Origin of the sequence: Streptomyces sp. NPDC002573 (assembly GCF_042889625.1) — a bacterium.
In the GTDB taxonomy this organism is placed as follows: Bacteria; Actinomycetota; Actinomycetes; order Streptomycetales; family Streptomycetaceae; genus Streptomyces; species Streptomyces gibsoniae.
Map to the genome: position 1 here is coordinate 59,660 of NZ_JBIARC010000045.1, position 15,297 is coordinate 74,956.

The window sequence follows — 15,297 nt, forward strand, 5'->3', positions numbered from 1 at the left end:
CTCTTCCTTCGCGATTGATACGTCTTGGTACCGACGCCCCCGTGTACCGCGACCTGTTCTCGTTCGCGTAGGCGTCGTCCACGCAGGCGTCGATCCTACTGATGCGCGCCGTGCGCAAAGGAGGCAGGACGATGGAGAAGCCTGGCGGGTCCTGGGGGAATCGAGGAGGCAGGCCCCGGGCCCGAGGCGGCAACGGATAGGGTGGCGCTCCGCGTCGTACGAGCGGCGTGAAGTCGTGAAAAAGTCGTGAAGAAGCCTTGTCTAGCAGGGGGAACTACCAGGTGAGCACGGGGACTTCGACAGGTTTCTGCCGAATCACCATCGCAGCGCCGGACAGTCGTGTCGATGTGGCGCTGCCGGAGGACCTGCCGATTCAGGACCTCTTTCCCGAGATCGTCAGGCTCTCGGGCCTGGTCCAGCCGGACACCAGCCCCGCCGGCTACCACCTCGTACGCCGCGAGGGGCAAGTGCTGGACGCGAGTCGGTCGTTGCAGGAGCAGCGGGTCAGGGACGGCGAGGTGCTGCTGCTGCGCACGTTCGCCGACTCGCTGCCGCCGGCCGTGCACGACGACGTGGTGGACGCGATCGCCGCCGCCGTCAAGCAGGACCTGCGCAGCTGGAACGACAACCTGATGCGGGTGGCCGGCCTTGTCTCCGGTGCGCTGCTGCTGGTCATGCTCGGTTTCGTCTTCTGGTTCGCGGACCCGATACGCCATGACATGCACGGCCTCCAGGGCATCCTCGCCGGTGTGGTCGCGCTCGCCCTGACGGCACTCGCCGGTGTGCGGGCCCGGGTCTACGACGACCGCGCCTCCGCCGTCGCGCTCGGCGTCTCGGCCCTGCCGCACGCACTCATCGCGGGCTCCGGCGTCATCCCCCAGGACGCGGGTCACGGTCCCGGCCGGATCCAGTTCCTCGTCGGCTGCGTGGCCGTGCTGCTCTTCTCCATCGTGTTGATCATGCTGCTGCCGCAGGGCGACGCCCCCTTCGTGGCCGCCGCGCTCGCCGCCGCGATCGGCACGCTCGCCGTGTTCTGCGGTGTCCTCACCGACGCACAGCCCCGGCAGATCGCCGCGGGCACCGCGGTCGTCGCGCTGGCCGTCGTCGGCTTCCTGCCCGGCTGGTCGGCCCGCTTCGCCAAGCTGCCGATCGGCTTCCGCAACCCGGAGGACCTGGCCCGGGCCCGTCGCGAGGGCCGGGACGGCGACGTGGAGGCCGTCGACGTCCAGCGCATCGTCGCCCAGACCAGCCGGGGCCACGAACTGCTGCTCGGCCTCGTCGGCGGCTGCGCGGCCGTCATCGTCGGCGCGGGCGGCGCGGTGCTCGGCTTCAGCGACAGCGGCTGGGCGCAGCTGCTCGCCCTGTGCACCGGCCTCGCCGCGATGCTGCGGGCCCGTCTGTTCCGCTACACCGCCCAGGTGACATGCCTGTTCGTGGCCGGTGTCGTCACCCTCGGCCTGCTGGTGCTCGGCCTCGCGATCTCGCCCCCGACCGACATCCTCGTCGAACTGGCCCAGGGCAACGCCGGCCCCGTCGACATACGGACCCTGTGGCTCGGCGCCTCGGTCGCGGCCGGTGTGCTGCTGCTGATCTCGATCGCCCTGATCGTGCCGCAGAAGGGGCTCTCCCCCTTCTGGGGCCGCATGCTGGACCTCGCGGACTCCCTGGTCCTGCTCTCCCTGGTCCCGGTCTGCCTGGCCGTCCTCGATGTCTACGGCAAGGTCCGCGGCGGAGTCTGACCACCGCTCGACGGCGAACGGCGCTCCGCTGCTGCGGGGCGCCGTTTCCTTTGCCGTACGTCCGCGCTGTTTCCTTTGCCGTACGTCCGGATCGCCTGCTGCGACCGGCCCAGGCCCGCTTCGCAAGAACCCAGGCCTCCCGCGCGAAGCCCGCTGCGGTAAACCGTGGGACCAGGTGGCGCAAAAGTTGCGACAGGGTCGCCTTCTGAACCGGTAAACGCCCCCGTCACGCATCGCTGTCGTGGGTACCGTCGCTGATCATGTATTCGATGACGGGGGCGGGATGATGGACCAGTTCGGTGTCGATCCCGATACGTTGACAGACCTCGCGGGCAAGTTCGACCGGGAAGCGAAAGGGCTGACCGGGCCGATCGACGACTTCGCGGCGACCGCGTCCAGGATAGGGGAGGCCTTCGGTCTGCTCGGCGCCTGTGACGGCGCGGCGGAGAAGTACCAGAAGTTGCTGTCCAGCACCGTCAAGGCGCTCGGGAACCTCCCCGGGGTGCTCGGCAGCGACGCCGACCGGCTGCGCCTCAACGCCGCGAACTACAAGGACTCCGACCAGGTGGCCATAGGCCATCTCAACGCCGCGACCCGGCCGGCAGGTGGACCGGCGTGAGCATCAACGGCTGGATCGACGGCAAGGTCCTGGAGATCCTCCAGGCGTGCGGGGTGGAGCTTCCGGGCGGTGACGGCGAGAGCCTCCGCACGATCGCCCGTGCCTGGGACACCATGGGCACCGAGCTGACCGAGGTCGTCCACACTCTCGATGTGGCGATCGCGGGGGTCGACAAGCAGGGCTGGCACGGCGACGCCCGCGACGCCTTCGAGAAGCACTGGCAGGAACAGAAGCAGGTCATCGACGACGTCGCGCGCAACTTCCACCAGGTGGCCGACGGGCTGCGGGCGTACGCCGACGAGATCGACAGGATCAACGAGGAGATCATCGACATCTGCGTCGAGATCGCCGAGATGGAGGTGGCCGGAGCGGCGCTGTCCTTCTTCACCGGCTTCCTCTCCGACCTCGTCGCGAACACGGCCGTGGCCGCACGGATCAGCAGGATCGTCGACCTGGTGAAGCTCTTCACCTCGGCCGCCGAAAAGGTGGCGGCCCTGCTGGAGCGATTCGGCGCGCTCACCGAGGAAGGGGCGGCCACGCTGGCCCGGGTGCTGACCAAAGTGGCCCAGTTCAGCGCGAAGTTCCTCACCAAGGGCGGCGAAAGCTTCGTCACGAACTTCGCCGCCGACTCGGGCAGCATGATGGTCAACCAGGCCGTTCACGGCCAGCCCGTGACCGTCGGGGACGACCTCGCCGGCGGTGCCTGGGCGGCCGGCGGCACGGCCGTGTTCACCGGGGGCGGTGCGGCGGTGGCGGGCACGGCGGAGCTGAGCGGGGTGGCGGGCAACATCCTCAGGGGCGACGGCCTGCTCGGCACCACCGTCAACGGCGCGGCGGGCAACGTCGCGGGTGGCCTCACAGCCGACATGGCCAACGGCCAGGACGCATCGACGATGGGGCAGGACGCCCTCACGAACGCGGCGACCGGCGCCTTCGGCAACGCCCAGAACCACGGCGTCAACCACGCCCTGGAGGAGCATGGAAGTCTTGGCGGTGAGAACCTCAGCGATCGGGGCAAGCTCGCCGACGACGCGTTCAAGAACACCGTGGGCACCACGTTGAACACGGGCGTCTACGCGGCCGGGTCCGGCATCGAGTCGGACATCCAGGACCTGGCCAAGAGCGAGGGAGAGCAACCTACGCCATGAGACTTGCGGCGACCTGGACCCCGAACCCCGACCACCCCGCTTCGTGGATCGGCTTCCTCCTGGCGCTCCTCGGGATCGCCGGGTGTCTGATCGTCATAGCCGGTGTCGCTGTGACCATCGCCCTCCTGCGGGCCCAAGGGCCAAGGAAGTGGGGCAACTACGTCCTAGGGCCGGTGATCCTCGTCGTCGGCCTGGCCGCCACGGGCTTCGGCTTCCGGCTCCTGTGACGCGGCGGCTCGCGGCTTGCCGTCTCGGAAGTCGCAGGCAGTACCGCGATGTTGTCGGCGCGTTCGACGGTTTCACTTCTACGCTGCCCCCATGACCTCGACCGATCAAGCTGCCATGACCTCGATCGACCAGGAAGACGTCGACACCGATCAAGAAAACGTCGACACCGGTCAGGAAGATGCCGATGGCGACCAGACCGGGCTCAGTGCGGAGACCGAGGAGCTGCGGGAGTCCGAGAAGCGGGGGGAGCCCGAGAAGCTGGGGGAGCGCGCGGAGCCCGAGGAGCTGGGGGAGCCCGAGGAGCTTGAGGAGCGGCACCAGGCACTGAGCCCCCGGCAGGCCCGCCGCATCCGCATCGCCGTGGCCGGGGCGATCATGGCCGCGGTCGCTGTCATGCTCGTCATAGGGCTCCGTGAGCAACCCTCGCTCCTGACCATCGGTGTCTACGGCGCCACCCTCGTCCTGTGCGGTGCGGTCATCGAGCTCAGCCGCCGCGGCCGGACCCGTATCGGCACCTGGCTGCTGGCGACCGGGCTCGTCGCCGTCGTCGCCGCGGACCAGTTCCTGCGGGCGCGCTGACGCCCGCCGGCCGCCGGCCCCCGGGGCGGGAAATCCGCCCGCTACGGGCTGGTACCCTGTGTGACGGCCGTTCGTGTACGCACCCCCGGACCCCGCCCGATGCCCTCAGGGGCCGTCAGGGATCCGGAGGCCGCGCCCGGCGGATCCCCGCCACCCGAGTTGTGGAAGCTCCCCTGAGACGAAGACCAGGGGCGCTCGGTGGCACTCAGAAGACTACGAGGAGTACGCGTGTCGCTCGACGCCGCTACGAAGAAGCAGATCATGTCCGAGTTCGGTACCAAGGAGGGCGACACCGGCTCCCCCGAGGTCCAGGTCGCGCTGCTGTCCCGCCGCATCTCGGACCTGACCGAGCACCTCAAGACCCACAAGCACGACCACCACTCCCGCCGTGGTCTGCTCATCCTGGTCGGTCAGCGCCGCCGGCTGCTGCAGTACCTGGCCAAGAAGGACATCCAGCGCTTCCGTACGCTGGTCGACCGCCTCGGCATCCGCCGTGGTGCGGCGGGCGCCAAGTAAGACGCCGTGAAGGGAGCGGTTCCCATACGAAGGGGACCGCTCCCTTTGCTGTACGTGCGGACTGTCACTGCCGCTTTGTAGTGTGGTAGCACAACGCAGGACGTACGACACCGTGCGAGGAGCGTCCGGACCCCGGGCACATCCCGCACACCGAACGAGGAGAAGCGCACCTCGCCGCCGCCGGTCCTCGGTAGTGGCCCCCGGGGGGAAGCGAGCCCCGGGTGCTTCGATCGAAGACCGGCCCGCACCAGATGGCGCGCTTCTCCGCCACCGTCCACCTGCCACACGGGCAGCGAAGGACGAAGACGAGGAGAAAACGCTAGTGGAGAACGAGACCCACTACGCCGAGGCCGTCATCGACAACGGCTCCTTCGGCACCCGCACGATCCGCTTCGAGACGGGCCGCCTGGCCAAGCAGGCCGCCGGCTCCGCCGTCGCGTACCTGGACGACGACACGATGGTCCTGTCGGCCACCACCGCGTCCAAGAGCCCCAAGGACCAGCTCGACTTCTTCCCGCTGACGGTCGACGTCGAGGAGCGGATGTACGCGGCCGGGAAGATCCCCGGTTCCTTCTTCCGCCGTGAGGGCCGTCCCTCCGAGGACGCGATCCTCACCTGCCGACTCATCGACCGCCCGCTGCGCCCGTCCTTCAAGAAGGGCCTGCGCAACGAGATCCAGGTCGTCGCCACCGTCATGGCGCTCAACCCCGACCACCTGTACGACGTCGTGGCGATCAACGCCGCGTCCGCGTCCACGCAGCTGGCCGGTCTGCCCTTCTCCGGCCCGATCGGCGGCGTCCGCGTCGCGCTGATCAACGGCCAGTGGGTTGCCTTCCCGACGCACACCGAGCTCGAGGACGCCGTCTTCGACATGGTGGTCGCAGGCCGCGCCCTGGAGGACGGCGACGTCGCGATCATGATGGTCGAGGCCGAGGCCACCGACAAGACCATCCAGCTGGTCAAGGGCGGCGCCGAGGCGCCCACCGAGGAGGTCGTCGCCGCCGGTCTGGAGGCCGCGAAGCCCTTCATCAAGGTGCTGTGCAAGGCCCAGGCCGACCTCGCCGCGAAGGCCGCCAAGCCGACCGGCGAATTCCCGATCTTCCTCGACTACCAGGACGACGTCCTGGAGGCGCTGACCGCCGCGGTCCGTCCGGAGCTGGCCTCCGCGCTGACCATCGCGGGCAAGCAGGAGCGCGAGGCCGAGCTGGACCGCGTCAAGGGTCTGGCCGCCGAGAAGCTCCTGCCGGAGTTCGAGGGCCGCGAGAAGGAGATCTCCGCCGCGTACCGTTCGCTGACCAAGACCCTGGTCCGCGAGCGCGTCATCAAGGAGAAGAAGCGCATCGACGGCCGCGGTGTCACCGACATCCGCACCCTGGCCGCCGAGGTCGAGGCCATCCCGCGGGTGCACGGCTCGGCCCTGTTCGAGCGCGGCGAGACCCAGATCCTGGGCGTCACCACGCTGAACATGCTCCGCATGGAGCAGCAGCTCGACACCCTCTCGCCGGTGACGCGCAAGCGCTACATGCACAACTACAACTTCCCGCCGTACTCCACCGGTGAGACCGGCCGCGTCGGCTCCCCGAAGCGCCGCGAGATCGGCCACGGCGCCCTCGCCGAGCGCGCCCTGGTTCCGGTCCTGCCCACGCGCGAGGAGTTCCCGTACGCGATCCGTCAGGTGTCCGAGGCCCTCGGCTCCAACGGCTCGACGTCCATGGGCTCGGTGTGCGCCTCCACCATGTCGCTGCTGAACGCCGGTGTGCCGCTGAAGGCCCCGGTCGCCGGTATCGCCATGGGGCTGATCTCCCAGGAGATCGACGGCGAGACGCACTACGTGACGCTGACCGACATCCTCGGTGCCGAGGACGCCTTCGGCGACATGGACTTCAAGGTCGCCGGCACCAAGGAGTTCGTGACCGCCCTCCAGCTCGACACCAAGCTGGACGGCATCCCGGCCTCCGTCCTGGCCGCGGCCCTCAAGCAGGCCCGCGACGCCCGTCTCCACATCCTCGACGTGATGATGGAGGCCATCGACCGGCCCGACGAGATGTCCCCGCACGCCCCGCGGATCATCACCGTCAAGATCCCGGTCGACAAGATCGGTGAGGTCATCGGCCCCAAGGGCAAGATGATCAACCAGATCCAGGAGGACACCGGCGCCGAGATCACGATCGAGGACGACGGCACGATCTACATCGGTGCCGCCGACGGCCCGTCCGCCGAGGCCGCCCGCGCCACGATCAACGGCATCGCCAACCCGACCATGCCGGAGGTCGGCGAGCGCTACCTGGGTACGGTCGTGAAGACGACCACCTTCGGCGCGTTCGTCTCGCTGCTCCCGGGCAAGGACGGTCTGCTGCACATCTCGCAGATCCGTAAGCTCGCCGGCGGCAAGCGCGTGGAGAACGTCGAGGACGTCGTGGCCGTGGGCCAGAAGGTCCAGGTCGAGATCGCCGAGATCGACTCCCGCGGCAAGCTCTCCCTCATCCCCGTCGTCGAGGGCGAGGAAGCGGGCGAGGACGCGAAGGACGACACCGACCAGTGACGTCCCGTGGCTTCAAGGCGACGGCCCGCACCTCCTCGGAGGCGCGGGCCGTCGCCCGTACCCAAACCCTGATCAAGGGGGCGAACGGCATCGGCACTGTCCGTAAGACCACCCTTCCGGGTGGACTGCGCATCGTCACCGAGACTCTGCCCTCGGTGCGCTCCGCCACGTTCGGCATCTGGGCGCACGTCGGCTCGCGCGACGAGACGTCGGCGCTGAACGGCGCCACGCACTACCTCGAGCACCTGCTCTTCAAGGGCACGGAACGGCGTAGCGCGCTGGACATCTCGGCCGCGATCGACGCGGTCGGCGGCGAGATGAACGCGTTCACGGCGAAGGAGTACACGTGCTACTACGCGCGCGTGCTCGACACCGACCTGCCGCTGGCGATCGACGTCGTCTGCGACATGCTCACCGGCTCGCTGATCCGCGAGGAGGACGTCGACATCGAGCGCGGCGCGATCCTCGAGGAGATCGCGATGACGGAGGACGACCCCGGCGACTGTGTGCACGACCTCTTCGCGCACACGATGCTCGGCGACACCCCGCTCGGCCGCCCGGTCCTCGGCACGGTCGACACGGTCAACGCCCTGACCGCCGACCGGATCCGCCGCTTCTACCGCAAGCACTACGACCCCACGCACCTGGTGGTCGCGTGCGCGGGCAACGTCGACCACAACAAGGTCGTCCGCCAGGTGCGAGCCGCCTTCGAGAAGGCTGGCACGCTCAGCCGGTCGGACGCCGCGCCCCTCGGGCCGCGCGAAGGCCGCCGTGGCATTCGCACGGCCGGCCGGGTCGAGCTGCTGTCCCGCAAGACCGAGCAGGCACATGTCGTCCTCGGCATGCCCGGCCTGGCCCGCACCGACGAGCGCCGCTGGGCTCTTGGGGTGCTGAACACGGCGCTCGGCGGCGGTATGTCGTCCCGGCTGTTCCAGGAGGTCCGCGAGAAGCGGGGCCTGGCCTACAGCGTGTACTCGTACACCTCCGGCTTCGCCGACTGCGGTCTGTTCGGCGTCTACGCGGGCTGCCGTCCCAGCCAGGTGCACGACGTCCTCAAGATCTGCCGTGACGAGCTGGACCAGGTGGCCGAGCACGGGCTGTCCGACGACGAGATCTCCCGCGCCATCGGCCAGCTGCGCGGGGCCACGGTCCTCGGGCTGGAGGACACGGGCGCGCTGATGAACCGCATCGGCAAGAGCGAGCTGTGCTGGGGCGACCAGATGTCCGTCGACGACATGCTGGCCCGGATAGCCGAGGTCACCCCGGACGACGTCCGGTCCGTGGCCCGGGACGTCCTCGGTCAGCGGCCCTCGCTGTCGGTCATCGGCCCGCTGAAGGACAGGCAGGCGTCCCGTCTGCACGATGCGGTCGCGTAATCCCCTCCGGTTAAGGAAGCAAGAGATGAGCAAGCTGCGCGTGGCGGTCCTTGGCGCCAAGGGCCGGATCGGTGCGGAGGCGGTACGGGCCGTCGACGCCGCCGAGGACATGGAACTGGTGGCCGCCCTCGGCCGGGGCGACAAGCTGGAGGCCCTCGTCGACACGGGCGCCCAGGTGGCGGTGGAGCTGACCACGCCGGCCTCGGTGATGGGCAATCTCGACTTCTGCGTACGGCACAGCATCCACGCCGTGGTGGGCACGACGGGCTGGACCGACGAGCGCCTCACGCAGCTGCGGGGCCGGCTGGCCCAGTCACCGGAGACGGGCGTCCTCATCGCCCCGAACTTCTCCATCGGCGCCGTGCTGACCATGAAGTTCGCCGAGGTGGCCGCCCCGTATTTCGAGTCCGTCGAGGTCGTCGAGCTGCACCACCCGAACAAGGTGGACGCCCCCAGCGGCACCGCCACGCGCACCGCCCAGCTGATCGCCGCCGCGCGGGAGAAGGCGGGCAGCGCCCCGCAGCCCGACGCCACGGTGACGGCCCTGGACGGCGCCCGTGGGGCGAACGTCGACGGGGTGCCGGTGCATGCGGTCCGGCTGCGCGGTCTGCTCGCCCATCAGGAGGTGCTGCTCGGCGGCGAGGGCGAGACCCTCACCATCCGCCATGACTCGCTGCACCACAGCAGCTTCATGCCGGGCATCCTGCTCGGTGTCCGCCGTGTCGTGACCGCTCCGGGCCTCACCTTCGGCCTGGAGCACTTCCTCGACCTGAAGTAGAAGCGGCCGTCCATGCGCGCGAAGCTCACCTACGTCGTCACGGCCGCCGTCCTGGTCGTCTATTTCGTCCTGGTCGGCAGCCGTGGAGTGCTCCTGATCCAGGCCGGCACCGCGGTCACCGTGCCCTTCGGCATCGCGGTGCTGATCCTGCCGGTCATCGGCGTGTGGTTCCTGTGGAAGAACACCCAGTTCGTCCGCAAGGCCAACCGGCTCGCCGCCCAGCTGGACGCCGAGGGCGGTCTGCCGGTCGACGAACTCAGGCGCACTCCCGGCGGCCGGATCGACCGCGACTCGGCCGACGAGGTCTTCGCCCGGCGCAGGGCGGAGACGGAGGAGGCCCCGGACGACTGGCGCAGCTGGTTCCGGCTGGCCGTCGCCTACCACGACGCCCGTGACACGCCCCGCGCCCGCAAGGCGATGCAGCGGGCGATCGCCCTGCACGAGGGCAGGCCGGTCACACCCTGACGAGTGCCGTCCCCGCCCCGGCCCGAGGGCCGGCCGCCGGGACGCAGAAGGGGCCGCCCCGCATCCGCGGGCGGCCCCTTCGTCGTCGTTCGCCGCGCCTCGGGCGGCCCCGCGTCGTGGCGCGTCCGGCCCGGCGTCCTGTGCCGGTCAGACCCGGCCGTACTCCGCGGCCCAGGCCTCGACCGTGTCCGCCGCCCGGTCGAAGGCCTGCGGGCGCGCCAGGAAGTCGGCGCCGTGCGTGGTCAGCAGGGGCGGCAGCTCCTCGGCCGCGCGGTCCTTGCGTACGAGGACCAGCGCCTGTCCCTGCACCGTGCGCGGAAGCCCGAGCCAGCGCACCGGCTGCTGCACCGTCCGCACCGAGACGACCCGCTCCCAGCGCGTCGTACGCGTGGCGAAGAGGCCCACCCGGCGCAGCCCCCGCGCGCTCACCCAGACGCCCATGCGCAGCAGCCGCAGGGCCCCGGCGATCACGACCAGCGCGATGGCGAAGACCGTGACGGCGCCGGACAGCGTGCCGGTGAACGCGATGATGACGGCCGCGAAGAGCACGTACGAGGCCAGGAGGAGCAGGAGCGCGGACGCGCCCACCCGCCACGGGCCGGGGCGGTAGGGGCGCCGCCAGCGGTCGCGGTCGTCGTAGGGCAGCGGGGTGTCGTCCACCACCTGATCAAAAGCACGGTCGGCCGTCAGGAAGGGCAGGGGCACGGCTGATCCTCACTCGCTCATGGGGCTGTGCCCGGTGAGGCTATCGAGCCGTGTCCCGGCTCACCACCCTCGGGGGGCCGAGGGAGTGCGCCTGTGCGCCAGTCGGACGGCGGGGGCGCGCGTCAGCGCCCGTCGGAGGCCTCGGAGTGCTGCGTCGCCGCAGGCGACTCGTGCGACATCGACGGCATGCCTATGACCAGGGCGCCCACGAGCCCGGCCACGATGGTGAGCCCCATCAGCCAGCGTCCGGCTATCTGGCCGGCCGAGGAACGCTCGCGGGGCGGGCGCGTGACATTGCTGCGGAAGGAGTCGGCCTCGGCGAGGAAGGCGAACGGTACGGGCTCGCGCCGACGGAACATGGGGAGCGCATCTCCTCTGGCTGGTAGGGACCGGGTCTTCCGGGGCTTGCTGCGGACCGGGTGACCCGAACGGGGCGCCGTCACTCATACAGACGGGCGATGCCGCCGAAAGGTGCCCTGTTTCGCCGATTTCGCTGAACTTCGCTGCCGAATGTCGTGGCCCGGCCGCGAACGCCCCGTTGTCAGTGCGGGGCCGTAGAGTGGGCGCCGCCCGAGCCTGTGATGGGAAGGATCTTCCACACCGTGACCGACACCCCCGCCGACGACCTCAAGCCCAGCTTCCGCAGCGATGTCACCGTCGAGCTGGTCAAGCACAGCGCGGCCGACTCCGACGTGCTGTGGGCCGCCCGCGTCTCCACCGCCGGTGAGCAGTCCCTCGAGGAGCTGAAGAAGGACCCGGAGCGCTCCAAGGGGCTGATCAACTACCTGATGCGGGACCGGCACGGCAGCCCCTTCGAGCACAACTCGATGACGTTCTTCATCAGCGCCCCGATCTTCGTCTTCCGCGAGTTCATGCGGCACCGCGTGGGCTGGTCGTACAACGAGGAGAGCGGGCGCTACCGGGAGCTCGAGCCCGTCTTCTACGTCCCCGACGAGTCCCGCAAGCTCGTCCAGGAGGGCCGTCCCGGCCAGTACCGGTTCGTGGAGGGCACCCAGGCGCAGCAGGAGCTGGTCGGCCGGGTCATGGAGGACACGTACGTGCACGCGTACGAGGCGTACCAGGAGATGCTCGCCGCGGGCGTGGCCCGCGAGGTCGCCCGTTCGGTCCTCCCGGTCGGCCTGTTCTCGTCGATGTACGCGACCTGCAACGCGCGCTCCCTCATGCACTTCCTCGGCCTGCGCACCCAGCACGAGCTGGCCAAGGTGCCCTCGTTCCCGCAGCGGGAGATCGAGATGGTCGGCGAGCGGATGGAGGCGGAGTGGGCCGAGCTCATGCCTCTCACCCATGCCGCCTTCAATGCCAACGGGCGCGTTGCGCCGTGATTCCGCGCCTGTTCGCGGTCCGGGCACAGATGTGCGGTCAGCCGAGTGAAGTGTCCGTATTGCGGCATTTCGAGAAGTTCATCTAGCCTGATCAAACGGACCCGGCACTGCTTGAACCCCCGAGCAGGCAGTGCCGGGTTCCACCTTTGTCAGGACTTTCCCCACACCCCGAGGGCGGACCCCGCCCTGAGCAACGAGTAGCGTGTATGCCATGGCTCCGACCTCCACTCCGCAGATCCCCTTCGGGCGGATCCTCACCGCCATGGTCACGCCGTTCACGGCGGACGGCGCACTCGACCTCGACGGCGCACAGCGGCTCGCCACCCACCTGGTGGACGCAGGCAACGACGGCCTGATCATCAACGGCACCACCGGCGAGTCCCCCACCACCAGCGATGCGGAGAAATCGGAGCTGGTACGGGCCGTCCTGGAGGCGGTCGGCGACCGCGCCCACATCGTCGCCGGTGTCGGCACGAACGACACCCACCACAGCATCGAGCTGGCGCGCGCGGCGCAGAAGGCCGGCGCGCACGGACTGCTCACCGTGACGCCGTACTACAACAAGCCCCCGCAGGAGGGCCTGTACCGGCACTTCAAGGCCATCGCCGACGCCACCGAGCTGCCGGTCATGCTCTACGACATCCCGGGCCGCAGCGGGGTCCCGATCACCACGGAGACCCTCGTCCGCCTGGCGGAGCACCCGCGGATCGTGGCCAACAAGGACGCCAAGGGCGACCTCGGCCGCGCCAGCTGGGCGATCGCCCAGTCCGGCCTCGCCTGGTACTCCGGCGACGACATGCTCAACCTGCCCCTGCTCTCGGTGGGCGCGGTCGGCTTCGTCTCGGTCGTCGCCCACGTCGTCACCCCGGAGCTGCGGGCGATGGCCGAGGCCTACGTCAGCGGCGACGTCCAGAAGGCGCTGGAGATCCACCAGAAGCTGCTTCCGGTCTTCACCGGCATGTTCCGCACCCAGGGCGTCATGACCACCAAGGCCGCGCTCGGGCTGCAGGGTCTGCCCGCCGGACCCCTGCGCGCGCCCATGGTCGAGCTGTCGCCCGAGGAGACCGCTCAGCTCAAGATCGATCTTGCCGCCGGCGGGGTAGAACTCTGACACAGACTTCACAACTGAATAGGCAGGACCCAGGTGCCTGCACCCCACACAACAACTGCTTTTGCACGAACGTCACGCGCGCCACGTGCCCGTACAGGTACGTGGCGTGCGTGGTGAGGAGAGTCTTTTGAGTCATCCGCATCCTGAACTCGGCCCGCCGCCGAAGCTCCCCGAAGGCGGCCTGAGGGTCACGCCACTCGGCGGCCTCGGGGAGATCGGCCGGAACATGACCGTCTTCGAGTACGGCGGCCGCCTCCTGATCGTCGACTGCGGAGTGCTCTTCCCTGAGGAGGAGCAGCCCGGAATCGACCTGATCCTGCCGGACTTCTCGTCCATCCGTGATCGCCTCGACGACGTCGAGGGCATCGTTCTCACCCACGGACACGAGGACCACATCGGCGGCGTCCCGTATCTGCTGCGGGAGAAGCCCGACATCCCGCTGATCGGCTCCAAGCTGACCCTCGCGCTGATCGAGGCGAAGCTCCAGGAGCACCGCATCCGCCCCTACACGCTGGAGGTCGCGGAGGGTCAGCGAGAGCGGGTCGGCCCCTTCGACTGCGAGTTCATCGCCGTCAACCACTCCATCCCGGACGCCCTCGCGGTCGCGATCCGGACCCCGGCCGGCATGGTCGTCCACACCGGCGACTTCAAGATGGACCAGCTGCCGCTGGACAACCGTCTGACCGACCTCCACGCGTTCGCACGGCTGAGCGAGGAAGGCATCGACCTTCTCCTCACCGACTCCACCAACGCCGAAGTCCCCGGGTTCACCCCGCACGAGCGCGACATCTCCAATGTCTTGCGCCAGGTCTTCGCGGGCGCCCGCAAGCGAATCATCGTGGCGAGCTTCGCCAGCCATGTCCACCGCATCCAGCAGATCCTGGACGCCGCGCACGAGTACGGCCGCCGGGTCGCCTTCGTGGGCCGCTCCATGGTCCGCAACATGGGCATCGCGCGGGACCTCGGCTATCTGAAGGTGCCGCCGGGTCTGGTGGTGGACGTCAAGACCCTGGACGACCTGCCCGACGACGAGGTCGTGCTGGTGTGCACGGGCTCGCAGGGCGAGCCGATGGCGGCGCTGTCGCGGATGGCCAACCGGGACCACCAGATCCGGATCGTCCAGGGCGACACGGTGATCCTGGCTTCGTCGCTGATCCCGGGCAACGAGAACGCGGTGTACCGCGTGATCAACGGCCTGACCCGCTGGGGCGCCAACGTGGTGCACAAGGGGAACGCCAAGGTGCACGTCTCCGGCCACGCGTCCGCGGGCGAGCTGCTGTACTTCTACAACATCTGCCGCCCGAAGAACCTGATGCCGGTCCACGGCGAATGGCGCCATCTGCGGGCGAACGCCGAGCTGGGTGCCCTGACCGGTGTCCCCCACGACCGGATCGTCATCGCCGAGGACGGAATCGCCGTCGACCTCATCGAGGGCAAGGCGAAGATCTCCGGCAAGGTCCAGGCCGGATACGTGTACGTCGACGGTCTCTCGGTCGGTGATGTCGGGGAGCCGGCGCTCAAGGACCGCAAGATCCTCGGCGACGAGGGCATCATCTCGGTCTTCGTGGTCGTGGACGCCTCCACGGGCAAGATCACGGGTGGCCCCCATGTTCAGGCCCGTGGTTCGGGCATCGAGGACTCCGCCTTCGGCGAGGTGATCCCGAAGATCACCGAGGCGCTGGAGCGCTCTGCGCAGGAAGGTGTCGTCGAACCGCACCAGCTGCAACAGCTCATCCGGCGGACCCTGGGCAAGTGGGTCTCGGACAGCTACCGGCGCCGGCCGATGATCCTGCCTGTGGTGGTTGAGGTCTGACACCTGGTCAGGTCCTGACGCAGATGAACCTGGAGCGGGGCCCCTCGATTTGCATCGAGGGGCCCCGCTCCAGTACGTTTACGGCTCCGCCAGCGGGGGAACCCGGCGCCATCGAGCGTCAGGGACCTGCCCCGGCAGGGCGGAAATCCTGACTGAGAATCTCTGATAAAGTCGGGAAAGCCGGAAAGGGAAACGCGGGAGCGGGAACCTGGAAAGCGCCGAGGAAATCGGGTCGAGAAAAGATCTGATAGAGTCGGAAACACCGAAGGGAAGCGCCCGGAGGAAAGTCTGAGAGAGTCTCTCGGGTGAGTACGAAGGAAGCGTCCGTTCCTTGA

General features: G+C 69.4%; 15 protein-coding genes. 13 read left to right on the top strand and 2 right to left on the bottom strand.

Going from position 1 to position 15,297, the window contains the following annotated elements; all coding sequences use genetic code 11:
- The first annotated feature begins 281 nt into the window (after positions 1-281).
- From eccD to ACFYX0_RS32635, 10 genes are all read left to right on the top strand, one after another.
- Complete coding sequence (eccD, locus tag ACFYX0_RS32590) at positions 282-1,739, top strand: type VII secretion integral membrane protein EccD (protein WP_388975677.1); 1,458 nt, start codon at positions 282-284, stop codon at positions 1,737-1,739.
- 283 nt (positions 1,740-2,022) lie between these two features.
- Positions 2,023-2,358 (top strand): WXG100 family type VII secretion target, encoded by a 336-nt coding sequence (locus ACFYX0_RS32595; protein ID WP_388975680.1) that lies wholly within the window; start codon positions 2,023-2,025, stop codon positions 2,356-2,358.
- Positions 2,355-3,506 (top strand): WXG100 family type VII secretion target, encoded by a 1,152-nt coding sequence (locus tag ACFYX0_RS32600; protein WP_388975683.1) that lies wholly within the window; start codon positions 2,355-2,357, stop codon positions 3,504-3,506. The genes ACFYX0_RS32595 and ACFYX0_RS32600 overlap by 4 nt, the downstream gene beginning before the upstream one ends.
- Positions 3,503-3,733, top strand: coding sequence for a hypothetical protein (locus tag ACFYX0_RS32605; protein WP_355921784.1), 231 nt, complete (start codon positions 3,503-3,505; stop codon positions 3,731-3,733). Before ACFYX0_RS32600 ends, ACFYX0_RS32605 begins: the two co-directional genes overlap by 4 nt.
- Positions 3,734-3,824: 91 nt before the next feature.
- The gene (locus ACFYX0_RS32610; RefSeq protein ID WP_388975686.1) at positions 3,825-4,313 is read left to right on the top strand and encodes a hypothetical protein; all 489 of its coding nucleotides are present in this window, start codon (positions 3,825-3,827) and stop codon (positions 4,311-4,313) included.
- A 228-nt stretch (positions 4,314-4,541) separates the two neighbouring features.
- A complete protein-coding gene (rpsO, locus tag ACFYX0_RS32615) occupies positions 4,542-4,829 on the top strand; it encodes a 30S ribosomal protein S15 (RefSeq protein WP_059415298.1) in 288 nt (95 codons plus the stop codon).
- Between the two features lie 322 nt (positions 4,830-5,151).
- Entirely contained in the window at positions 5,152-7,371 is a 2,220-nt protein-coding gene (locus tag ACFYX0_RS32620) for a polyribonucleotide nucleotidyltransferase (RefSeq protein ID WP_388975689.1), read from the top strand.
- Positions 7,368-8,747: a M16 family metallopeptidase gene (locus ACFYX0_RS32625; protein WP_388975691.1), complete on the top strand. Its 1,380-nt coding sequence runs from the start codon at positions 7,368-7,370 to the stop codon at positions 8,745-8,747. The genes ACFYX0_RS32620 and ACFYX0_RS32625 overlap by 4 nt, the downstream gene beginning before the upstream one ends.
- A gap of 25 nt (positions 8,748-8,772) precedes the next feature.
- Positions 8,773-9,525: a 4-hydroxy-tetrahydrodipicolinate reductase gene (gene dapB, locus ACFYX0_RS32630; RefSeq protein ID WP_388975694.1), complete on the top strand. Its 753-nt coding sequence runs from the start codon at positions 8,773-8,775 to the stop codon at positions 9,523-9,525.
- Positions 9,526-9,537: 12 nt separating this feature from the next.
- Positions 9,538-9,990, top strand: a complete 453-nt coding sequence (locus tag ACFYX0_RS32635; protein WP_355921769.1) for a tetratricopeptide repeat protein — start codon at positions 9,538-9,540, stop codon at positions 9,988-9,990.
- A gap of 147 nt (positions 9,991-10,137) precedes the next feature.
- Here the strand turns inward: ACFYX0_RS32635 and ACFYX0_RS32640 are convergent, their stop codons facing one another.
- Entirely contained in the window at positions 10,138-10,695 is a 558-nt protein-coding gene (locus tag ACFYX0_RS32640) for a hypothetical protein (protein ID WP_388975697.1), read from the bottom strand.
- Between the two features lie 122 nt (positions 10,696-10,817).
- Positions 10,818-11,054: a hypothetical protein gene (locus ACFYX0_RS32645; protein ID WP_355921764.1), complete on the bottom strand. Its 237-nt coding sequence runs from the start codon at positions 11,052-11,054 to the stop codon at positions 10,818-10,820.
- A 243-nt stretch (positions 11,055-11,297) separates the two neighbouring features.
- Between ACFYX0_RS32645 and thyX the strand changes: the two genes are divergently transcribed.
- The 3 genes from thyX (at position 11,298) to ACFYX0_RS32660 (ending at position 14,962) form a co-directional block, all read left to right on the top strand.
- Positions 11,298-12,038 carry an FAD-dependent thymidylate synthase gene (gene thyX / locus ACFYX0_RS32650; RefSeq protein WP_311700051.1) on the top strand — a complete coding sequence of 247 codons (741 nt, stop codon included), beginning with the start codon at positions 11,298-11,300 and terminating at the stop codon, positions 12,036-12,038.
- Positions 12,039-12,249: 211 nt separating this feature from the next.
- Positions 12,250-13,149 carry a 4-hydroxy-tetrahydrodipicolinate synthase gene (gene dapA, locus ACFYX0_RS32655; protein ID WP_311700052.1) on the top strand — a complete coding sequence of 300 codons (900 nt, stop codon included), beginning with the start codon at positions 12,250-12,252 and terminating at the stop codon, positions 13,147-13,149.
- A gap of 127 nt (positions 13,150-13,276) precedes the next feature.
- Entirely contained in the window at positions 13,277-14,962 is a 1,686-nt protein-coding gene (locus ACFYX0_RS32660; protein WP_388975699.1) for a ribonuclease J, read from the top strand.
- Positions 14,963-15,297 lie beyond the last annotated feature (335 nt).